16 protein-coding genes are annotated in these 20,860 nt (G+C 63.9%); 3 read left to right on the top strand and 13 right to left on the bottom strand.

What is annotated here, in order from left to right:
- Positions 1 to 69: 69 nt before the first annotated feature.
- The 11 genes from acs to dksA all read right to left on the bottom strand — a co-directional run bounded on the left by acs (position 70) and on the right by dksA (position 14,633).
- Complete coding sequence (gene acs, locus PCLY_RS18160; protein ID WP_061241014.1) at positions 70 to 2,007, bottom strand: acetate--CoA ligase; 1,938 nt, start codon at positions 2,005 to 2,007, stop codon at positions 70 to 72.
- Positions 2,008 to 2,158: 151 nt separating this feature from the next.
- Entirely contained in the window at positions 2,159 to 3,823 is a 1,665-nt protein-coding gene (pgi, locus tag PCLY_RS18165; RefSeq protein WP_061241015.1) for a glucose-6-phosphate isomerase, read from the bottom strand.
- Positions 3,824 to 3,903: 80 nt separating this feature from the next.
- Positions 3,904 to 4,761: a pantoate--beta-alanine ligase gene (gene panC, locus PCLY_RS18170; RefSeq protein WP_061241016.1), complete on the bottom strand. Its 858-nt coding sequence runs from the start codon at positions 4,759 to 4,761 to the stop codon at positions 3,904 to 3,906.
- The gene (gene panB / locus PCLY_RS18175) at positions 4,758 to 5,558 is read right to left on the bottom strand and encodes a 3-methyl-2-oxobutanoate hydroxymethyltransferase (protein WP_061241017.1); all 801 of its coding nucleotides are present in this window, start codon (positions 5,556 to 5,558) and stop codon (positions 4,758 to 4,760) included. The genes panC and panB overlap by 4 nt, the downstream gene beginning before the upstream one ends.
- A gap of 274 nt (positions 5,559 to 5,832) precedes the next feature.
- Positions 5,833 to 6,321 carry a 2-amino-4-hydroxy-6-hydroxymethyldihydropteridine diphosphokinase gene (folK, locus tag PCLY_RS18180; protein ID WP_061241018.1) on the bottom strand — a complete coding sequence of 163 codons (489 nt, stop codon included), beginning with the start codon at positions 6,319 to 6,321 and terminating at the stop codon, positions 5,833 to 5,835.
- Positions 6,318 to 7,709, bottom strand: a complete 1,392-nt coding sequence (locus PCLY_RS18185) for a polynucleotide adenylyltransferase PcnB (RefSeq protein ID WP_061241019.1) — start codon at positions 7,707 to 7,709, stop codon at positions 6,318 to 6,320. The genes folK and PCLY_RS18185 overlap by 4 nt, the downstream gene beginning before the upstream one ends.
- Positions 7,710 to 8,477: 768 nt before the next feature.
- The gene (locus tag PCLY_RS18190; protein WP_061241020.1) at positions 8,478 to 9,914 is read right to left on the bottom strand and encodes a sigma-54-dependent transcriptional regulator; all 1,437 of its coding nucleotides are present in this window, start codon (positions 9,912 to 9,914) and stop codon (positions 8,478 to 8,480) included.
- A 53-nt stretch (positions 9,915 to 9,967) separates the two neighbouring features.
- A complete protein-coding gene (locus tag PCLY_RS18195; RefSeq protein ID WP_061241021.1) occupies positions 9,968 to 12,922 on the bottom strand; it encodes a sensor histidine kinase in 2,955 nt (984 codons plus the stop codon).
- The gene (locus PCLY_RS24885; protein WP_003244646.1) at positions 12,906 to 13,082 is read right to left on the bottom strand and encodes a hypothetical protein; all 177 of its coding nucleotides are present in this window, start codon (positions 13,080 to 13,082) and stop codon (positions 12,906 to 12,908) included. The genes PCLY_RS18195 and PCLY_RS24885 overlap by 17 nt, the downstream gene beginning before the upstream one ends.
- Before the next feature lie 169 nt (positions 13,083 to 13,251).
- Positions 13,252 to 14,136: a tRNA glutamyl-Q(34) synthetase GluQRS gene (gluQRS, locus tag PCLY_RS18200; protein WP_061241022.1), complete on the bottom strand. Its 885-nt coding sequence runs from the start codon at positions 14,134 to 14,136 to the stop codon at positions 13,252 to 13,254.
- A 50-nt stretch (positions 14,137 to 14,186) separates the two neighbouring features.
- Positions 14,187 to 14,633, bottom strand: coding sequence for an RNA polymerase-binding protein DksA (gene dksA / locus PCLY_RS18205; protein ID WP_017675309.1), 447 nt, complete (start codon positions 14,631 to 14,633; stop codon positions 14,187 to 14,189).
- A 258-nt stretch (positions 14,634 to 14,891) separates the two neighbouring features.
- Here dksA and PCLY_RS18210 point away from each other — a divergent pair, with 258 nt between their 5' ends.
- Both PCLY_RS18210 and sfsA read left to right on the top strand, forming a co-directional pair.
- The gene (locus PCLY_RS18210) at positions 14,892 to 16,073 is read left to right on the top strand and encodes a pyridoxal phosphate-dependent aminotransferase (RefSeq protein WP_061241023.1); all 1,182 of its coding nucleotides are present in this window, start codon (positions 14,892 to 14,894) and stop codon (positions 16,071 to 16,073) included.
- Positions 16,063 to 16,770 (top strand): DNA/RNA nuclease SfsA, encoded by a 708-nt coding sequence (sfsA, locus tag PCLY_RS18215; RefSeq protein WP_061241024.1) that lies wholly within the window; start codon positions 16,063 to 16,065, stop codon positions 16,768 to 16,770. Before PCLY_RS18210 ends, sfsA begins: the two co-directional genes overlap by 11 nt.
- Before the next feature lie 112 nt (positions 16,771 to 16,882).
- Here the strand turns inward: sfsA and PCLY_RS18220 are convergent, their stop codons facing one another.
- Both PCLY_RS18220 and PCLY_RS18225 read right to left on the bottom strand, forming a co-directional pair.
- A complete protein-coding gene (locus tag PCLY_RS18220) occupies positions 16,883 to 17,212 on the bottom strand; it encodes a Rieske (2Fe-2S) protein (protein ID WP_061241025.1) in 330 nt (109 codons plus the stop codon).
- Between the two features lie 144 nt (positions 17,213 to 17,356).
- Positions 17,357 to 19,567, bottom strand: coding sequence for a TonB-dependent hemoglobin/transferrin/lactoferrin family receptor (locus tag PCLY_RS18225; protein ID WP_061241026.1), 2,211 nt, complete (start codon positions 19,565 to 19,567; stop codon positions 17,357 to 17,359).
- A gap of 193 nt (positions 19,568 to 19,760) precedes the next feature.
- On the opposite strand from PCLY_RS18225, the gene PCLY_RS18230 reads away from it, so the two are divergent.
- Positions 19,761 to 20,825, top strand: a complete 1,065-nt coding sequence (locus PCLY_RS18230) for a hemin-degrading factor (protein WP_061241027.1) — start codon at positions 19,761 to 19,763, stop codon at positions 20,823 to 20,825.
- Positions 20,826 to 20,860 lie beyond the last annotated feature (35 nt).

Below are 20,860 nucleotides of genomic sequence, written 5' to 3' on the forward strand. Positions count from 1 at the left end.
GTCGGCGCTTGGCTGGCCCAAGGCAAGATGCCGCATTGCCCCGCAGGTGCGGGGCAATGGGCGTGCGGTTCAGCGGTTCAGACGCTGCTCGATCAGGCTGTCGACCACGCTGGGGTCGGCCAGGGTGGAGGTGTCGCCCATGTTCTCCAGTTCGTTGCAGGCGATCTTGCGCAGGATGCGGCGCATGATCTTGCCCGAACGGGTCTTGGGCAGGCCCGGGGCCCACTGGATCAGCTCCGGCTTGGCGAAGCTGCCGATCTCCTTGCCGACCAGGCTCAGCAGGTCCTTCTTCAGTTCCTCCGAAGGCTCCTGGCCGTTCATCAGGGTGACGTAGGCGTAGATGCCCTGGCCCTTCACATCGTGCGGGTAGCCGACCACCGCTGCCTCGGCCACGGCATCGTGTAGCACCAGGGCGCTTTCCACCTCGGCGGTGCCGATGCGGTGGCCGGAGACGTTGATCACGTCGTCCACGCGCCCGGTGATCCAGTAGTAGCCATCCTCGTCGCGACGCGCGCCGTCGCCGGTGAAGTAATAGCCGGGGTAGGGCTTGAAGTAGGTGTCGACCATGCGCTGGTGGTCGCCATAGACGCTGCGGATCTGGCTCGGCCAGCTCGCCTTGATCGCCAGCACGCCGTTGCCTGGGCCGTCGATCTCCTTGCCCTGCTCATCGAGCAGCACCGGCTGTACGCCGAAGAAGGGGCGCGTGGCCGAGCCCGGCTTGAGGTCGGTGGCGCCGGGTAGCGGGGTGATCAGGATGGAGCCGGTTTCGGTCTGCCACCAGGTGTCGACGATGGGGCAGCGCGTTTCGCCGACTACATGGAAGTACCATTCCCAGGCTTCCGGGTTGATCGGCTCGCCCACCGTGCCGAGCAGGCGCAGGCTGCTGCGCGAGGTGGCCTTGACCGGTGCTTCGCCTTCACGCATCAGCGCGCGCAGGGCGGTCGGCGCGGTGTAGAAGGTGTTGACCTGGTGCTTGTCGATCACCTGCCAGAAACGCGAGGCGTCCGGGTAGTTCGGTACGCCCTCGAACATCAGGGTAGTGGCGGCGTTGGCCAGCGGGCCGTAGACGATGTAGCTGTGCCCGGTGACCCAGCCGACATCGGCGGTGCACCAGTAGATGTCGCCCTCGTGGTAATCGAACACGTACTTGTGGGTCATCGCTGCGCCGAGCAGGTAACCGCCGGTGGTGTGCAGCACGCCCTTGGGTTTGCCGGTGCTGCCCGAGGTGTAGAGGATGAACAGCGGGTCTTCGGCGTCCATCGGCTCGGCCGGGCAGTCGGCCTCGACGTCCTTGAGCGCCTGGTGATACCAGAGGTCACGGCCCTCGACCCAGGCCACATCGCCCTGGGTGCGCTCGACCACCACCACGGTGGAGACGTCCGGGCAACTCTGCAGCGCCTTGTCGACGTTGGCCTTCAGCGGGATGTACTTGCCGCCGCGTACACCTTCGTCGGCGGTGATCACCGCGCGGCAGTCCGCATCGAGGATGCGATCACGCAACGCGTCCGGGGAGAAACCGCCGAACACCACCGAATGCACAGCGCCGATGCGCGCGCAGGCGAGCATGGCGTAGGCCGCCTCGGGGATCATCGGCATGTAGATGCACACCCGGTCACCCTTCTTCACGCCACGGCTTTTCAGCACGTTGGCCAGGCGGCTGACGTTGTGGTGCAACTTGTTGTAGGTGATGTGCGCCGACTCGGCGGGGTTGTCGCCTTCCCAGATGATGGCGACCTGTTCACCGCGCTTTTCCAGATGGCGGTCGATGCAGTTGTAGGCGACGTTGAGCTGGCCGCCCTTGAACCATTCGGCATGGCCCTGCTTCAGGTCGCTGCTGTGCACCTGATCCCAGGGCTTGAACCAGTGAAGAAAGGCCTTGGCCTGCTCGGCCCAGAAGGTTTCTGGCTGTTCGACGGACTGCTGATAGAGGCGCAGGTAGGCGTCGTTGTCCAGGTGTGCACGCTGGCGCACCGCATCGGGCACGGGATGGCGAGTGATCTCGAACATGGCGGGGTCCTTGTAATTGTGTGTCCGCAACAACCACAAGGGTGCACCCAAGCAGGCGCTTGGTTCAAGGGCCGATGTTCGAGGGCAAGACTGCTGAGGGTCGTCAACGCTGCCCGGCGCTTGGCGCCGGGCAGCGGCGGAAGGGGTTGGCTCAGCCGCGATGATGTTCGCGGAAATGTTCGATCAGACCCTGGGTCGAGGCGTCCGATGCGCCGCTCTCGATCTGGCCGGTGAGGCGCTGATAGACCTCCTTGCCCATCTCCTTGCCCAGCTCCACGCCCCACTGGTCGAAGGCATTGATGCCCCAGATGGCGCTCTGCACGAAGACCTTGTGCTCGTACAGCGCCACCAGTGCGCCCAGCTCGAAGGGGGCGATGCGATTCATCACCAGGATGTTGCTCGGACGGTTGCCGGGGATCACCTTGTGCGGCGCCAGGCGCTGCACTTCGGCTTCGCTCAGGCCCTTGCCACGCAGCTCGGCTTCGGCCTCTTCGCGCGTTTTGCCCTGCATCAGGGCCTGGGCCTGCGACAGGCAGTTGGCGAACAGCCACTGGTGATGGTCGGACAGCGGGTTGTAGCTGTTGACCGGCACGATGAAGTCCGCCGGCACCAGCAGGCGGCCCTGGTGCAGCAGCTGATGGTAGGCGTGCTGGCCGTTGCAGCCGACGCCACCCCAGATGATCGGCCCCGTGGCGATGTCCAGTGCGCTGCCATCCTGGCGCACGCTCTTGCCGTTGGACTCCATGTCCAGCTGTTGCAGGTGCTTGGTGAAGTTACGCAGGTAGTGATCGTAGGGCAGGATGGCGTGGCTCTGCGCGCCCCAGAAATTGGTGTACCAGATGCCCAGCAGGGCCATCAGCACCGGCATGTTCTCGGCCAGTGGCGCCTGGGTGAAGTGCTGGTCCATGGCGTATGCGCCGGCCAGCAGTTCCTTGAAGTTGGACACGCCGATGGCCAGGGCAATCGGCAGGCCAATGGCCGACCACAGCGAGTAGCGCCCACCGACCCAGTCCCACATGGGGAAGATGTTCTCTTCGCCGATACCGAATTCGATCGCCGCCTTGCGGTTGCTGGTCACTGCGATGAAGTGGCGGTGCAGCTCCTCTTCCGGGCCGCCCATGGCCAGGTACCAGTCGCGCGCGGCCAGGGTGTTCTTCAGGGTTTCCAGGGTGCCGAAGGACTTGCTGGAGACGATGAACAGCGTGGTTTCCGGGTCCAGGCGGGCCGTCAGCTCGCGGAATTCGCTGCCGTCGATATTGGCCAGGTAGTGGCAGCGTACGCCGCGCTGGGTGAACGGGCGCAGCGCTTCGGAAACCAGTTGCGGGCCAAGGAACGAGCCACCGATGCCGATGTTCACCACTTCCTTGATTGGCTTCTCGCTGTAGCCACGCCACAGGCCGCTGTGAATGCGGCTGACCAGTTCGGTGACCTGGTTCAGGACGCGGTGTACCTCGGGGATGAGGTCCTTGCCATCGACCAGCAGACGACGGCCGATCGGACTGCGCAGGGCCGTGTGCAGCGCCGCGCGGCCCTCTGAGGCGTTGACCTGCTCGCCGCTGTACAGGGCTGCGATGGACTCGTGCAGGCGGGCCTGTTCGGCCAGTTGAATCAGCAGCTCGAGGCCGCGTTCATCGATCAGGTTCTTCGAGTAGTCCAGCAGCAGACCGCAGCTGTCGAGGGAAAAACGCTGGAAGCGGCGTGCGTCCGCGGCGAAGGCCTCGCGCATGCTGAAACCGGCCATCTCGGCACGATGTTGCTGCAGGGCCTGCCAAGCGGGCAGGGTGGTGACGTCTTGAGGCTGCTGGTAGTAGGCCATTGGAGCTCCTGATCCACAAAAGCAAAAGGCCCGGGTTGATCCGGGCCTTTGAGAGTGTAACCGCCTGCGTTCGGGCACAGCTACTGGCTAGCGGGCTCGACCACAAGATTGTCGATCAGGCGGGTGTTACCGAGGTGGGCCGCAGTGAGGATCACCAGGTGGCGATCATCGACCTGTGCCGGACGCAGGTTCACCGCGTTGCGGATCTCCAGGTAGTCGGGTACGAAACCGGCGGCCTGCTGCTGAGCCTGGGCCTGCTCGATCAGCCTCTGGTAGTCGCGGGCGCCACGACGCAGCGCCTCGGCAACTGCCTGCAGGCCCCGATACAGCGCAGGCGCGACGGCACGCTGCTCGGCGCTGAGGTAACCGTTGCGCGAGGACAGGGCAAGGCCGTCCTCAGCGCGTTGCGTCGGCGCGCCGATGATCTGGATCGGCATGTTCAGGTCCTGCACCAGGGCGCGAATCACCGCCAGTTGCTGATAGTCCTTCTCGCCGAACACGGCCAGGTCGGGCTGGACCATGTTGAACAGCTTGGTTACCACCGTCGCCACGCCTTCGAAGTGCCCTGGTCGGCTGGCGCCACAGAGCCCTTCGGAAACGCCAGGAACGCTCACGCGGGTCTGGTCGCCCATGCCGTGTGGGTAGATTTCCTCGACGTCGGGGTGAAACAGCAGGTGGCAACCGGCCGCCAGCAGTTTTTCCCTATCGGCGGCGAGGGTGCGGGGGTATTTGTCCAGGTCTTCCCCCGCGCCGAACTGCAGCGGATTGACGAAGATACTGGCGACCACGAAGTCGGCACGTTGGGCGGCGATCTCCACCAGCGAAACGTGGCCCGCATGCAGATTGCCCATGGTCGGTACGAAACCGATCTGCTTGCCCTCGGCGCGTGCCTGAGCGATGGCTGCGCGTAGCTCGCGCAGTGTCTTGACCGTGGTCATGCGGAAAAACCATGTTCGGCGGCTGGGAAGCTGCCGTCTTTCACGGCTTTGACGTATGCGTCCAGGGCACCCTGGATGCTGCTCTGACCTTCCATGAAGTTACGCACGAACTTGGCGACACGGCCCGAGAGCGACAGGCCGAGCATATCGTGCTGAACCAGCACCTGGCCGTCGGTTGCGCTACCGGCGCCGATGCCGATCACCGGAATCTTCACCGCCTGAGTGATTTCCGCAGCCAGCTCGCTCGGCACGCATTCGAGCAGCAGTATGGCTGCGCCGGCCTGCTCCAGTGCCATGGCGTCGGCGCGCATCTGCCGTGCCTGTGCCTCCTGGCGGCCCTGAACCTTGTAGCCACCGAGGATGTTCACCGCCTGTGGGGTCAAACCCAGGTGCGCGCACACCGGCACGCCACGTTCCGCCAGCAGACGGATCGGCTCGGCCAGCCAGCCGGCACCTTCCAGTTTGACCATGTGGGCACCTGCCTGCATCAGCTTGGCGCTGTTGTGCAGCGCCTGCTCGGTGGTGGCGTACGCCATGAACGGCAGATCGGTAACGATCAGTGCGCCCTGGTTGCCACGTTTGACGCAGGCCGTGTGGTAGGCCATTTCTTCGACGCTGACCGGCAGGGTGCTGTCGTGGCCCTGCAGGACCATGCCCAGGGAGTCGCCGACCAGCAACACTTCGACACCCGCCTGGCAGGCCGCATGGGCGTAGGTGGCGTCGTAGCAGGTCAGCATGGCGATCTTTTCACCGTTCTGCTTGAGGCTCTGCAGGGTGCTCAGGGTAACGTCAGGCATTTCAAAGGTCCTCGCTCAGACTCGGTATACCGCTTCTATATGGCGGCAATCCGGCCTGGATTGGCATCAAAGGTGCGCCCGGCGCGGTGCGACGGGACGCCTATAGTCCAGATGGGGGGCTATGAAGTCAATTGCAGGTGTTACCGCCCTGTTACTGGCGTTACCGCCAATGCGCGGGATGTCGGGGGTGCGCAAGGGGCCGTCCTGTGGGAGGGACTTCAGCGGCGAGCTCGTCGGGTCGCGGCTGAAACCCCTCCCACGGAAGCCGGCTGGGTTACTCAGCCAGGCGTTCCAGGCCGGTAAACGGGCAGGCTTCGAGCAATGCACCGAGACTGCGGCCGTCCGGTAACTGCAGTTGCGCGGCCAGCTCGGCCAGCGGATAGAGCACGAAGGGACGCGCATGCATGTGGTAGTGCGGCACGGTCAGGCGTTCGTCGTCGATCAGGCGTTCGCCGAATAGCAGGATATCCAGGTCCAGCGTACGCGGGCCCCAGCGTTCGGTCTTGCGTACGCGGCCTTGCTCCTGCTCGATGCGCTGCAGGGCGTCGAGCAGTTGCCAGGGCTCCAGCTCGGTATCCAGTGCTGCCACGGCGTTGACGTAACGTGGTTGATCGGCAGGACCAAGTGGATCGCTGATGTAGAACGAAGAGTGCGCCTGCAAACGGCTGTGCGGCAGCTGGGCGATGGCCTGCAAGGCCGCACGCAACTGTTGCAGCGGTTCGGCCAGGTTGCTGCCAAGGCCGATATAGGCCCGCTCCATCATTCGCCGCTGCTTTCTTCGCTGCGCTTGCGGCGATTGCTGTTGCGGCGACGCTTGCGCGGTGCGTTGCCGGTGCTCTCGCCTTTGCCGGCGAGGTCGCGAATCATCTGCCGGCGCTCGCTATCGTTGGCGTCCTGATAGTCCGTCCACCATTCGCCCAGGCCGCCAGTGTCTTCCCCGGCCAGCTCGCGCAGCAGGAGGAAGTCATAGCCAGCACGGAAACGAGGATTCTCCAGCAGCAGGTCGGCGCGTTTGCCGCTGCGTCGCGGCAGGCGCTCCTGCATGTCCCAGATCTCGCGAATCGGGATGGTGAAGCGCTTGGGCACGGCGATGCGCTGGCATTGCTCGGCAATCAGTTCGTGCGCGGCTTCCTGCATCGCCGGAATCGGCGGCATGCCTTTGCTCTGCAACTGCAGCACGCGGGCGGGCAGGGCCGGCCACAGCAGGGCGGCGAAGAGAAACGCCGGTGTAACCGATTTACCGTCATGGATGCGGTCATCGGTGTTGATCAGAGCCTGGCGAATCAGCTTCTCGGTGTACTGCGGGTTCTGCTTGAGCGCTGCGCCACTGGCCGGGAACAGCTGGGCGAACAGGTCGTGCTCGAGCAGCAGGTCGAAGGTGTACTCGGCGTAACCGGCGAGGAACAGCTTGAGTACCTCGTCGAACAGGCGCGCCGACGGAATGTCACGCAGCATCGGCGCCAGGCGGCGAATCGGCGCGGCGCTGTGTTTCTCGATCTCGAAGTCGAGCTTGGCGGCAAAACGCACCGCACGCAGCATGCGCACCGGGTCTTCCAGGTAACGCTGCTCCGGATCGCCGATCAGGCGTACCAGGTGGTTACGCACGTCGTGCATGCCACGGGCGTAGTCGAGGATGTGTTCCTGGGTGGGATCGTAGTACAGCGCGTTGATGGTGAAGTCGCGGCGCTGGGCATCGTCTTCGAGGGTGCCGTAGACGTTGTCACGCAGGATGCGGCCGCTCTCGTTGCGCGCGGCGTGATTGCTGTTTTCCTCTTCCTCGCCCTGTGGGTGATTGGCGCGGAAGGTGGCGACCTCGATGATCTCGCGGCCGAAATGCACGTGAACCAGCTTGAAGCGGCGGCCAATTACCCGTGCGTTACGGAATTCGGCGCGCACCTGCTCGGGCGTGGCGCTGGTGGCGACATCGAAATCCTTGGGATCGATATCCAGCAACAGATCGCGTACGCAACCGCCGACCAGGTAGGCCTGGTACCCGGCCTTCTGCAGGCGATCGACCACGCTGATGGCGTGACGGCTGATCTCGTTGCGATTGAGCGGATGTTGTCGACTGCTCAGCACTTCGGGGGTGCTGCGTGGGCGTGGGGCACGGCGCAGAGGTGAGCGGAAAGACTTGAACAGCTTTTTCAGCATGGGATGCACTGTTTGGAGTAGTGGTCGGCCTGCTGCGCATGCGCTTGAAAATCGAATTGTGTGGGCATCATGGCGTTATTGGCAGTCTGCTCAGACAGGGTTTTTCAACTGCATGCGAAACGATGACCGCATGATTGCTGCGGATTCTAGCATCGTGTAGGGAGAAGGTGTGTAGAAGGGCGCAGGCGGGGGATCCGGGGACCGGAAGCTACTGGGGGAGCCGAAGCTCCCCCCCAAGTTGGTGCGTGCTATGTTTTTATTGTTATTGAGGGTCTGTTGTTTTTGTTGTCGACCCTTCCCGGCTCGCCGTGGCTTACCGGGTGCTCCCTAGAATGGGGAGCCAATAGCAAACGGATTTCTTTGGACGCTGATGCTGCCTTAATCAACCAGTTCCGGCTCTGCCTTGAGGCAGTTTTATTATTCTCAGCCTGGTCGCTGGGGCGAACCCCTTGCGGCAACTCCTCTCCAAAAGAATCAGTTAGCTGCGCCTCCGTACCTTGTTGTTTTTGTTGTTCTGGAGTCGTTACGTCTTGTTCTTATTGTGTAGGGCATTGCTTGTTATTGTTGTTGTGCCAGAGATAAAGCAGATGCCGTGCCAGTTTTTACGATTCCTTGTAAATCAAGGGCTTGAGGCAATCGTGGTGGTTCGGAGGGGGGAGAAAAGGCCGTGTTTTCGTTACCGATAGACCCGGCCTTTGTTACGAGATATTGAAACGGTAACAACCTGTGGAACCTGTGTGCGGGCAGGTTGTCACCGATGCCCCGGCGTCAAGGGCCACTGGTCACGCCGGATTTGCGTCGTGGAATGCCCAGGCGCTGGCGGCGTTCCCATAGGCATTTGCGGCTGATGCCCAGCTTGCGAGCCAGTTCGGTCTCGGTCATGTGGTCCTGATGCTCGAGGACGAAATGCTGGAAGTAGTCCTCCAGCGACAGATCCTCGGTAGGCTCGTGACTGTTGCCACTGCTTTGCACGCCAGCGGCAGCCAGACTGAAGTCCTCGTCATCCAGATCGTCCAGCTCGATGTCGATGCCCAGCAGGTCGGCGGAAATATCCGAGCCCTCGCAGAGAATCACCGCGCGCTCGATGGCGTTCTCCAACTCACGCACGTTACCCGGCCAGGGGTAATGACGGATCGCCTGCTCGGCGTCGTGGGCGAAGCGCAGCGGCTCGCGGCCCATGCGCGTGTACTGGCGCACCAGGAAGGCCTGGGCGATCTCGATCACGTCGCTGCCTCGCTCACGCAATGCCGGCAGCTTGAGTGCGATGACGTGCAGGCGGTAATAGAGGTCTTCACGGAATTGGCCAGTCTTGGCCAGGGTCTTCAGGTCGCGGTGAGTCGCGGCGATCAGGCGCACATCCACCTTTTGCGATTGCACCGAGCCAACCCGACGAATTTCGCCTTCCTGCAGCACGCGCAGCAGGCGCGCCTGGGCCTCCAGCGGCAATTCGCCAATTTCGTCGAGGAACAGCGTGCCACCGTCGGCGGCTTCCACCAGGCCGGCACGCCCGGCGCTGGCGCCGGTGAATGCGCCCTTCTCGTGGCCGAACAGTTCGGACTCGATCAGGGTTTCCGGAATGGCGGCGCAGTTCACCGAAATCAGCGGCGCCTTGGCGCGCTTGGACAGGTTGTGCAGGGCACGTGCGACCAGTTCCTTGCCGGTACCGGACTCGCCCTGTACCAGTACATTGGAGTCGGTGGGGGCGACCTTGCGAATCTTGCTGTAGAGCTCTTGCATGGCTGCGCAGGAGCCGATGATGCCGATTTCGCCATTGGCGTTGTCTACCGCCTTCTCGGCAGTTGCACCCCGTGTGCTGCTGGTCGCGGCTGGCGCTGCTGGTGCGCTCTTGGCTTCCTGGCGGTCGCGCAGAATACGGGCGACCGCCTGCAGCATCTCGTCGTGATCGAAGGGCTTGGCGATGTAATCGACGGCACCCATCTTCATCGAGTCCACCGCCGAACGCAGGCTGGCATAACTGGTCATGATCAGCACCGGTGTGCCTTCGGCCAGTTTGATCAGTTCAGTGCCAGGCGCGCCAGGCAGGCGCAGGTCGCTGACGATCAGGTCGAAGGTGGGGATGCTGTAGCGCTCCTGGGCTTCCTGTACCGAGCCAGCTTCGCTGACTTGGTACTGATTGCGTTCGAGCAGGCGGCGCAAGGCAGAGCGGATAATGGTTTCGTCTTCGACGATAAGAATATGTGGCATCAATTCGGTCTCTCGACGGTCACGGAGGTGCTGCTGGCACCTTCTGTCGCTGTTTACATCGCTACGGACGTCGTCTCGACATGCCTTGGCAGGGTGACCCGAATTCGAGTGCCCAATTGGCGCTCGGGGTCAGCCGGGCTGTCGATTGTTATCTGTCCATAATGCTCTTCCACGATCGAATAGACCAGTGCGAGGCCCAGACCGGTCCCTTCTCCGGGGTCCTTGGTAGTGAAGAAAGGTTCGAACAAACGGTCGATGATCGCCTTGGGAATGCCGCTGCCTTCGTCCTCGACGATCAGATCGACGGTGTGCTCGCTGGCTTCGCTGCGTACACGGATGGCGCCGCCGGGTGGCGAGGCGTCACGGGCGTTGGACAGCAGGTTGATCAGAACCTGGGCCAGGCGCTGCGGGTCGCCGCAGGCCCAGTGCTGCGGGTCGCAGAGGTTGTAGAACTGGATCTCGAAGTTGCGCTTGTTCAGCGACAGCAGGCCGATGGCGTCCTGCGCCACGTCGGCCAGGCACACCGGCTCGTCGCTGCGCTGATGACTACCGGAGTGGGCGAAGCTCATCAGCGACTGGACGATGCGTGATACGCGCTTGGTCTGCTCGAGAATCTGCCCGCTGATTTCGGTCAGCTCGGCGTCGGTCTCACGTTCCTCGCGCAGGTTCTGCGCCAGGCAGGCGATGCCGGTGATGGGGTTGCCGATCTCGTGGGCGACGCCGGCGGCGAGGCGACCGATGCTGGCCAGGCGCTCGGAGTGCACCAGTTTGTCTTCGAGCATCTGGGTTTCGGTCTGGTCTTCGACCAGCAGCACCAGGCCACTGTTGCCGGGTGCCAGTGGCTCGTTGATGGCGGCCTTGTGCAGATTGAGCCAGCGAATCTGACCATCGAGCGCCAGATGCTGTTTGTGCAGATGCTGGTCGGGGCGTTCGATGAAGTCCTGCAACAGGCTCTGCCAGGGTTCGCTCAGGGTGCTCATGCGCGAGCCGACGACACGCTGCGCAGGAATGTCGGTGAGCTCTTCCATGGCCCGGTTCCACATCAGGATCTCCTGATCCTTGGCCAGCGAGCACACCCCCATGGGTAGCTCCTGCAGGGTCTGGCGATGGTAGCGGCGCAGCGCATCGAGTTCGGCAGCCAGACCGGTGAGGCGCGACTGGTAGTCTTCCAGGCGGCTTTCGATGAAGTGGATGTCTTCGGTGACGTAGCCTTCGCTGCCGGATTTGTAAGGCAGGAAGGTCTCCACGATGTCCTGCGCCACGCTCGGCCCCATCAGGCCCGACAGGTTGGCCTCGATGCGGTCGCGCAGACGGCGCAACGCATAAGGCCGGCTTTCGTCGAAGGGCAGATGCAGGTCGCGCAGGGCTTGCTCCACCTCGCGCTGCGCGGTCTTGGCGCCAAGCGGCTTGGCCAGTTGTGCGGCAAAGTCCTGCGGCGACACGGCGACCAGTTCGCGGCGCTGCGGGCGGCGTACGTTATCCACTGCGCAGGCTTCGGCGGCGCTCTTCTCCTCGGGGCTGGCTTCGGTGAACAGCGATACAAGGGTGAATGCCAGCACGTTGGCGGCGAGCGAGGCGATGGCCGCGAGGTGCCAGCTGGCATCGTCGAGTACATAGATGACGTCGAACAGCGGCAGGTAGAAGCCTTCCAGGTTGCCCAGCAGCGGCAACAGCATGGTCAGTGCCCAGACGCTGATGCCGGCCAGCAGGCCGGCGAGGAAACCGCGGCGATTGGCCGTCTGCCAATACAGCACCGAGAGCACGCCGGGGAGGAACTGCAGGGTGGCGACGAAGGCGACGATACCCAGGTTGGCCAGGTCCTGTTGGGCGCCGAGCAGCAGGTAGAAGCCGTAGCCGGCCATGATGATGAAGGCGATCAGCGCGCGGCGTGTCCACTTCAGCCAGCGATAGATGTTGCCTTCGGCTGGTGGCTGGTACAGCGGCAGCACCAGGTGGTTCAGTGCCATGCCCGACAGCGCCAGGGTCGAGACGATGATCAGGCCGCTGGAAGCCGATAGCCCGCCGACATAGGCCAGCAGTGCCAGGGCTTCACTGTTGACCGCAATCCCCAGCCCCAGGGTGAAGTATTCCGGGTTGGTGGTCGCGCCGAGCTTGAGGCCGGCCCAGAGAATCAGCGGCACCGCCAGGCTCATCAGCAGCAGAAGCAGCGGCAAGCCCCAGCTGGCGCTGACCATGGCGCGCGGGTTGAGGTTCTCGGTGAAGGTCATGTGGTACATGTGCGGCATGACGATGGCCGAGGCGAAGAACACCAGCAACAGGGTGCGCCACGGCCCTTCCTGCAGGGGCGTGTGCAGCGTCGACAGTGCCACCTGGTTCTGCACCAGCCACAGTTCCAGTTCGCGCGGCCCACCGAATACCTGATACAGCGCGTACCAGCCGATGACGCCCAGGGCGATCAGCTTGACCAGCGACTCGAAGGCGATGGCGAATACCAGGCCTTCGTGCTTCTCGCGCGTGGCGATATGGCGCGCGCCGAACAGGATGGTGAAGAGGATGATCAGGCCGCAGTAGCTCAGCGCGACCTTTTCCTGCAGTGGCTCGCGGCTGAGGATGCCGATGGAGTCGGCCACCGCCTGGATCTGCAGGGCCAGCAGTGGCAGCACGCCGATCAGCATGAACAGCGTGGTCAGTGCGCCGGCCCAGGTGCTGCGAAAACGGAAGGCGAACAGGTCGGCCAGTGATGACAGCTGGTAGGTGCGAGTGATGCGCAGGATGGGGTAGAGCAACACCGGCGCCAGCAGGAACGCCCCGGAGACCCCGAGGTAACTGGCGAGGAAGCCATAACCATACTGGTAGGCCAGGCCCACCGTGCCATAGAAGGCCCAGGCGCTAGCGTAGACGCCCAGTGACAGGGTGTAGGTCAGCGGGTGGCGGATGATCCAGCGGGGGATAAGACCGTGTTCACTGACCCAGGCGACACCGAACAGCACCAGCAGATAGCCGGCGCTGATCAGGATCAGTTCGCTCAGGCTAAAGCTCGTCAGCATCGCGTTGGCTCTGAAGAATGAAGGTGACGACGATCAGGATCAGCCACAGCAGATAAGGCCGATACCAGGCGCCATTGGGGTCGATCCACCAGTCCATGATGGCCGGTGAAAACAGGTAGATCCCCACTACCAGGATCAGAACCAGTCGGTAGATATACATGTGGCATCTCGTCGAAAGATGCCGCGATGGTAAAGGAAGCTGCGCGCTTCAAGCCACAAACTTGAGGCTTATATGGGGCGCCATGCGCTCCGAGGTCATACAGCGCGTAGCCCGGATGAAATCCGGGGGATGCCTGCGCCATCGTTCCCGCTTTGTATCCAGGCTGCGGTTACTTCAATTGTGCTTCGGCCAGGGTGCGGCTGCGTGGGATGCGCGTGGCGTCCCAGTGGGCGACGCCCCAGGCCAGCAGCTCGCTGGGGCTGGCGCCCTGCAGTTCGGCCGTGGGTCGCTGGCCCAGCGCACGCAGGGCGCGCAGCAGCAATGGGCTGGCCTGGTCCGCGGGCAGCGGCGGCGAGCGATAACTCTTGCCCAGCTTGTGGCCATCGGGCTGGATGATCAGCGGTACGTGCAGGTAACGCGGTTGCGACAGCCCGAGCAGCTCCTGCAGATAGAGCTGGCGCGGCGTGGAGTCGAGCAGGTCGGCGCCGCGCACCACGTCGGTAACACCCTGCCAGGCATCGTCCAGCACCACGGCGAGCTGATAGGCGAACAGCCCGTCGCGCCGGCGAATCACGAAGTCACCGACTTCACGGCCCAGGTGCTGGCGAAACTCGCCCTGTACCCGGTCGATGAAGTGATAGTCCAGCTCCGGAACGCGCAAGCGGATGGCCGCGTCGTGGTCAGGGTGGCAGGCATTGCGGCAAAACCCCGGATAGATGCCGGCGTAGCCTTCGAGCTGCTTGCGCGAACAGATGCAGGCGTAGGCCAGGCCCTGGCTGAACAGCCGGGCGATCACCGCGGCGTATTCGGCGTGACGATCGTTCTGGCGCACCAGTGCGCCGTCCCACTCGAAGCCGTAGGTCTCCAGCGTGCGCAGGATTGCGTCCTGGGCGCCAGGTGCTTCCCGTGGCGGGTCGAGGTCCTCCATGCGCAGCAGCCAGCGGCCGCCAGCGGCGCGGGCATCGAGGTAGGAGGCGAGAGCGGCGACCAGCGAACCGAAGTGCAGATAGCCGCTGGGCGTGGGGGCGAAGCGCCCGATATAGGCAGTGTTCATGGAGCTAGGGCCAGAAACAGAGCGGGGCGCCTAAGCGCCCCGTCGTCAGATCAGGAACCGATCTGCTTTTCCTTGATTTCCGCCAGCGTCTTGCAGTCGATGCACAGCGTGGCGGTCGGGCGGGCTTCGAGGCGGCGGATGCCGATCTCGACGCCACAGGAGTCGCACCAGCCGTAATCGTTGTCTTCGATCAGCTGCAGGGTCTCGTCGATCTTCTTGATCAGCTTGCGCTCGCGGTCACGGGCACGCAGCTCCAGGCTGAACTCTTCTTCCTGGCTGGCACGGTCGGCCGGATCGGGGAAGTTGGCCGCTTCGTCCTGCATGTGGTGCACGGTACGGTCGACTTCCTGCATCAGCTCCAGCTTCCACTTATTGAGGATGCTGGTGAAGTGAGCGCGCATCGGCTCGCTCATGTATTCCTCGCCCTTCTTCTCTTGATAGGGTTCGAAACCACGAATCAGCTGGCTGGTGCTTTTGGCTTTTTCTTTTGTGGGCATGGATGACGCCTCTCACTCTTTCTAATCCATCGCGCAGGTTATTCCATTGCCAGGCGTTTGTCCGGCCCTGCGACTGCAAGCGGGCGAACTTACCAGATCGAATCGGGGCGCGCTACTCCCGGTTGTCTCTGCCTGGTTCGGGGTGTGAACGAAATCTGCAAGGGACTGGCTAGCAAGCGTAGCGCTGCTTTGGCGCCCTTGCCGTGGCCTCGAGCTGCCCTGCTAGAATCCGCGCCTCGCAACCCTGAAGGCAGACCCATGGCTCAGCTCTACAGTGCGCGCAGTCGCGCCATCGAACCCTTCCACGTGATGGCCTTGCTGGCGCGTGCCAACGAGCTGCAGGCCGCCGGCCACGATGTGATCCATCTGGAGATCGGCGAGCCGGACTTCACCACTGCCGAGCCGATCATCCGCGCCGGCCAGGCCGCATTGTCCGCCGGGCATACCCGCTACACCGCGGCCCGCGGCCTGCCGCAGTTGCGCGAAGCCATCGCCGGCTTCTACGCCGAGCGTTATCGCCTGAGCATCGATCCGCAGCGCATCCTGATCACGCCGGGCGGCTCCGGCGCCCTGTTGCTGGCCGCCAGCCTGCTGGTCGATCCGGGCAAGCACTGGTTGCTGGCCGACCCGGGCTACCCGTGCAATCGCCACTTTCTGCGCCTGGTCGAAGGCGCCGCGCAACTGGTGCCGGTGGGCCCGGACGTGCGTTACCAGCTCACCCCGCAGTTGCTGGAGCGGCACTGGGATTCTGGCAGTGTCGGCGCCCTGGTCGCCTCGCCGGCCAATCCGACCGGCACGCTGCTACACAAGGATGAGCTGGCCGCGCTGTCGACCTGCCTCAAGCAACGCGGCGGCCATCTGGTGGTGGACGAGATCTACCACGGCCTGACCTACGGCTGCGAGGCGCCGAGCGTGCTGGAGGTGGATGACGACGCCTTCGTGCTCAATAGTTTCTCCAAATATTTCGGCATGACCGGCTGGCGCCTGGGCTGGCTGGTCGCACCCGAAGCGGCCGTGCCGGAGCTGGAGAAGCTGGCGCAGAACCTCTATATCAGTGCGCCGAGCATGGCCCAGCATGCTGCGCTGGCCTGCTTCGAGCCGGCCACGCTGGCAATCCTCGAAGAGCGCCGTCATGAATTCCAGCGCCGCCGCGATTATCTGCTGCCGGCATTGCGTGAGCTGGGCTTCGGTATCGCGGTGGAGCCGGAAGGTGCCTTCTATCTATATGCAGACATCAGCGCCTTTGGCGGCGACGCCTTCGCTTTCTGCCGCCACTTCATCGAAACCGAGCACGTGGCATTCACGCCGGGCCTGGATTTCGGCCGTTACCAGGCCGGGCACCATGTGCGCTTTGCCTACACGCAGAACGTCGAGCGCCTGCAGCAGGCGGTCGAGCGCATCGCCCGTGGTCTGAAGAGCTGGCAGCCCGATGCGCTTTGATCCGCCGTTGGAGCAAGGGCGCCTGTTGCGCCGCTACAAGCGTTTTCTCGCCGATATCGAGACCGCCCAAGGCGAGCAGATGACCATCCACTGTGCCAACACCGGCTCGATGCTCAATTGCATGAGCGAAGGGTGCCGGGTGTGGTTCAGCCGCAGCAACGATCCCAAGCGCAAGCTGCCGGGCAGCTGGGAAATCAGCGAGACGCCACAAGGGCGGCTGGCCTGCATCAACACCGCGCGGGCCAATGCTCTGGTGGAAGAGGCTTTGCGTGCCGGGCAGATCGCCGAGCTGGCCGGTTTCACCGCGCTCAAGCGTGAAGTGCCCTACGGCGTGGAGAACAGTCGCGCCGACTTTCGCCTGGATTATCCAGACGGGCCGGCCTTCGTGGAGGTCAAGAGCGTGACGCTGGGGTTCGCTGATAGCGACGTGGCGGCCTTTCCCGATGCGGTGACTCAGCGCGGCGCCAAGCATCTGCGCGAGTTGGCGGCGTTGGCCCGTGCCGGGGTACGCACGGTGCAACTGTACTGCGTGAACCTTTCTGGCATCCGCGCCGTGCGCGCCGCCGAGGAAATCGACCCGGCCTACGCAGCAGGCCTGCGCGATGCCAAGGCAGCGGGTGTGGAGGTGCTGGCCTATGGCGCCGAGCTCAGCCCCGAAGGGATCGCTCTGGTTCGCCGCCTTGAGGTACTGACCTAGGGTGTGCTGCGCACACCGGCTTCTGTTTCGGTAGTGCGCTGGGCGCCATGTTGACGTAGCCCGGATGCAATCCGGGAATTCAGTTCTCGCCCATCCCCGGATTGCATCCGGGCTACCTGGCGGCAGCGCCTTCGATCCAGATCCCGTGCGTGTCTTCCCTGCATTCCAGTGCCTGCAGCGCCTGCCCCTCGCAAGGCCCGGCCACGCATTCGCCACTGTCGATCAGAAACAGCGCGCCGTGGGTCGTGCAGCGGATCAGGCTGCCGCTGTCATCGAGAAAATCGTCTGGTCGCCACTCCAGGGCAATACCGCGATGTGGGCAGCGGTTGATATAGGCGTGCACCTGACCGTCCCTGCGTACCGCAAGCAGGTTCAACTGATCGATCACAAAGCCCCGGCTCTGACCTTCGGCCAGATCCTGTGGGGCACACAAGCGAATCATCGCGGTTTCCCGTTAGCGTAAACGGTCGCGTAGCTGCGACCTCGGATGACCTTCCTCCGGCGGAAGAAGGTGGCGCATGGCGCCGCAAGACGGGCGGATTATCCCGCAAGAGGGAGGAGGGCGCATCCATGCGCCAAGTGGAACTCAGAACTGCCAGGAGGCAGACACGCGCAAGGAGCGACCTGGCTCGCTGTAGTAGTCGACGGGTTGCGGGCTGGCGCGGCCGCCCGCGCTGGGCACGTTGAGGGCATTCCAGTACTTCTTGTCGAACAGGTTGAACAGCCCCGCCTGCAGCCGGACGCCATCCAGCGCCGCAGGCTGCCAGTAAGCAGTGAGGTCGACCACGCCGTAGCCGGGTGCCTTGAAGTCGCTGTCGTTCTCGACCTTGTCGCGGCGGCGCGCGGCGGTCAGCATCAGGTCCGCGCCATGGTGCTGCTGGGTATAGCTGAGGCCGAGGGTGCCGGTCAGCGGGGCGACAGAGTTCAAGTGCTGTTTGGTTTCACGGTCCTTGCCCACGGCCCAGGCGACCGAGCTCCAGGCTTGCCAGGAGGGGGCGAACTGCCAGTGCGCGGTGCCCTCGGCACCATAGATGCGCACCTTGTCGCGGTTTTCCATCACCTCGAAGAAGGTCGGGAACTCCCCAGCCTGGAAGCCGTAGTCCGCTTCATTGGCAGTGATGCTGTCGATGAAGTTCTTGTAGCGGTTATCGAACAGGCTGACGGAACCCCCCAGGCGGCTGTCACCCAGGCGCGCGCCAACTTCATAGCCGGTGCTCTTTTCGGGCTTGAGGTTGGGATTGCCCACCCGCGCGTAACCCATGCCGGAGTTGGTGAAGGTGCTGTACAGCTCGTTGACGTCCGGTGCCTTGAAGCCCTGCGCCCACTGCGCATAGAGAGTGGCCAGCTTATGCGCCTGCCAGGTCAGCAGCAGGCTGCCGGACCAGTTGGAGTCCTTGTTCTCGCTGAGCATCACGCTGTCACCGGCCAGCACGTAGCCGCTGGTGCCGCTCTTAGGCTTGTATTGGTAATGGTCGTAACGCACGCCTGGCGTCAGGGTCAGGGTGTCGCTGAGGGCGATGTCGTCCTTCAGGTAGATGCCATACAAGGTGCCCGGCGTTTTCGGCATCTCGGCCTGATTGGTGTGCAGGTTGACGCAGGCGAAGTAGATGCCGGCAGGCGTGCTGTCCGGGCGCGGCGGGAAAGGTGGCACCAGCACGCTGGGGCAGGCATCGTAGCCGCCGCTGTACTGCTCGGCCTCGATGCGGCTCCACTCGGCGCCCAGGGTCAGATTGTGCTGCCCGAGCTGTTTGCCCAGGCTGCTGTTGATGCCGTACTGGGTTTTCTCGATCTCGTTGTTGCGGCCGAAGGGGCCCGCCAACGTCCCGGCGCGGGTCGCATCCACCTCGTCCTCGCGATGGAGCTTCTGCCAGTAGACGATGGTGTCGGCCCAGTCGAGCAGGCTGCCGGCTTTATCGGCGCGGTACTGGTGATCGAAGGACAGGCGCTTGCGCTCGCTGTTCTCGCGGGTGTCGTAGTGCCGAGGGTAGTTGGCGGTGCCCTGGTTGATGCGGCTGTCCATGTCCTCGGTGCGTTCGAACAGTTCGGCGGTCACGCCGATGCGATGACCATCGGCGAGTTTCTGCTGAACCTTGAACAACAGGCTGTGCTGATCGGTATCGCTGGGGTTGGCTTCGGTGCGCCGCGTGCCCAGCAGATTCTGGTTGCCCTGGTTGTCGAGCTCGTGACCCATGCGTCCACCGGCCTGGAGCAACCAGGCAGTGTCGTTGAAGCGGCCGGCCAGCGCGGCATTGAGGCCCCAGCTGCGGTCAGCGCTGTCGTAGTCGTTCTTGAGCAGGCCGGCGAATGCGTCCTTGTTGCCCAGCAGATCATCAGGGTTCAGCGTGCGCAGTTGCAGGGCGCCGCCAAGGGCGCCGGAGCCCACTTGGCTGGAGTTGGCGCCGCGCACCACGTCGATGGCGGACAGGCTGTTGAAGTCGATGCTGTCCAGGCCGCCATTCACCTCGCGTACGGCGTCGTTCAGCCAGGGCATGCGGATGCCGTCGATGGTGGTCAGCACGCGGTCGCGATCCAGGCCGCGGATATTGATGCTGTTGTTGCTGCGGTTGAAGTTCACCCCGGGTTCGGCGCGTCGCGACAGATCATCGAAGCTGCGGATCTGGCGACGCTCCAGCGTCTGGGCGTCGGTCCGGGTCGTGGTCGGCAGTGGTTGCGTGGCTGCCGGAGCAGTGATTTCGACAGCGGGGAGTTCGGCTGGCGCATCAGCCAGGGCCAGGGAAGGACACAGCAACAGTAGCGCGAGCCAGGGACGGCGAGCGTAGGGCGGGCGAACGAGCATGGTGATACTCCAGTGCATGCTTGGCAGTTCTGCGACTGCCTGGTTGGCGACGGCGCAAGACGTTAACCAGATTATCTACTTGATGCAAATAATTCTCAGGTAGATTATCGTTCTCTCAAATTGCACTGCCGTGTCGGTACGCGTTCGTGTCGCCGGCGGTGGTGGCAAGCACCCGTGAGAGAGGAATATCCCGATGAGTACCGCAAACATTGCTGCCGCACCGGCGGCCGATCTTTACCAGGCATGGCAAGCGCTGCGTCATGCACAGCCGCGTCTGCGTGCCCGCGAGGCGGCAGCGCAACTGGCTGTCAGCGAAGCTGAGCTGACTGCCAGCCGCCTGGGCATCGATGCGCAGCGCCTGCGCCCGGACTGGACCGAGCTGTTGCCGGCGCTCGGCGGTCTCGGCCAGGTGATGGTGCTGACGCGCAACGAGCATTGCGTCCATGAGCGCAAAGGGGTGTACCGCGAGGTCAGTGTCTCCGCCTCCGGGCAGATGGGCCTGGTGGTCTCCGCCGATGTCGACCTGCGCCTGTTCCTTGGCGGCTGGGCCAGCGTGTTCGCGGTTGCCGAGCAGACCGCCAAGGGTATTCAGCGCAGCATCCAGGTGTTCGACCAGCAGGGCGTTGCCGTACACAAGGTCTACCTCACCGAGCGCAGCGAGCTGGGCGCCTGGCAGCCGCTGGTCGAGCGCTTTGCCGGCGAGCAGAGTGCCGAGTTGCAGCTACTGCCACCGCCGGTCGCACCGGCGCGCAGGGCTGACGCCGAGATCGACAGTCAGGCGCTGCGTGAGGGCTGGTCGGCGCTACAGGACACCCATCATTTCTTCGCCCTGCTCAAGAAGCATCAGGTCGCGCGTACCCAGGCGCTGCGCCTGGCGGGCGAGCAGTGGGCGCAGCCGTTGGCGATCTCCGAGCTGACGGTGCTGATGGAGCAGGCCGCCACGCGTGAAGTGCCGATCATGGTGTTCGTTGGCAACCGCCACTGCATCCAGATCCACACCGGTCCGGTGAACAACCTGCGCTGGATGGACAGCTGGTTCAACGTGCTCGACCCCGACTTCAACCTGCACCTGCAGACCCGTGGTGTGGTCGAGCTGTGGCGCGTGCGCAAACCCAGCATCGACGGTGTGATCACCAGCCTGGAGGCCTTCGGTGCCGACGGCGAACTGGTGGTCCAGTTGTTCGGGGCGCGCAAGCCCGGTATGGCCGAGCGCGATGACTGGCGTGAGTTGGCCGAGTCGCTGCCGGTTCTGGCCTGATCCGAGGGTGCCGGCTATCCATGACGGATGGCCGG

Origin of the sequence: Ectopseudomonas composti (assembly GCF_001567565.1) — a bacterium.
Taxonomy (GTDB): domain Bacteria; phylum Pseudomonadota; class Gammaproteobacteria; order Pseudomonadales; family Pseudomonadaceae; genus Aquipseudomonas; species Aquipseudomonas composti_A.

Coding starts and splice junctions, on each gene's coding strand:
- folK (WP_061241018.1), bottom strand. CDS start 6,321: ATGATGGAGCGGGCCTATATCGGCCTTGGCAGCAACCTGGCCGAACCG.
- panC (WP_061241016.1), bottom strand. CDS start 4,761: ATGACCACGGTCAAGACACTGCGCGAGCTACGCGCAGCCATCGCTCAG.
- PCLY_RS18225 (WP_061241026.1), bottom strand. CDS start 19,567: ATGCTCGTTCGCCCGCCCTACGCTCGCCGTCCCTGGCTCGCGCTACTG.
- dksA (WP_017675309.1), bottom strand. CDS start 14,633: ATGCCCACAAAAGAAAAAGCCAAAAGCACCAGCCAGCTGATTCGTGGT.
- pgi (WP_061241015.1), bottom strand. CDS start 3,823: ATGGCCTACTACCAGCAGCCTCAAGACGTCACCACCCTGCCCGCTTGG.
- PCLY_RS18185 (WP_061241019.1), bottom strand. CDS start 7,709: ATGCTGAAAAAGCTGTTCAAGTCTTTCCGCTCACCTCTGCGCCGTGCC.
- PCLY_RS18190 (WP_061241020.1), bottom strand. CDS start 9,914: ATGCCACATATTCTTATCGTCGAAGACGAAACCATTATCCGCTCTGCC.
- PCLY_RS18230 (WP_061241027.1), top strand. CDS start 19,761: ATGAGTACCGCAAACATTGCTGCCGCACCGGCGGCCGATCTTTACCAG.
- PCLY_RS24885 (WP_003244646.1), bottom strand. CDS start 13,082: ATGTATATCTACCGACTGGTTCTGATCCTGGTAGTGGGGATCTACCTG.
- PCLY_RS18220 (WP_061241025.1), bottom strand. CDS start 17,212: ATGATTCGCTTGTGTGCCCCACAGGATCTGGCCGAAGGTCAGAGCCGG.
- panB (WP_061241017.1), bottom strand. CDS start 5,558: ATGCCTGACGTTACCCTGAGCACCCTGCAGAGCCTCAAGCAGAACGGT.
- acs (WP_061241014.1), bottom strand. CDS start 2,007: ATGTTCGAGATCACTCGCCATCCCGTGCCCGATGCGGTGCGCCAGCGT.
- sfsA (WP_061241024.1), top strand. CDS start 16,063: ATGCGCTTTGATCCGCCGTTGGAGCAAGGGCGCCTGTTGCGCCGCTAC.
- gluQRS (WP_061241022.1), bottom strand. CDS start 14,136: ATGAACACTGCCTATATCGGGCGCTTCGCCCCCACGCCCAGCGGCTAT.
- PCLY_RS18210 (WP_061241023.1), top strand. CDS start 14,892: ATGGCTCAGCTCTACAGTGCGCGCAGTCGCGCCATCGAACCCTTCCAC.
- PCLY_RS18195 (WP_061241021.1), bottom strand. CDS start 12,922: ATGCTGACGAGCTTTAGCCTGAGCGAACTGATCCTGATCAGCGCCGGC.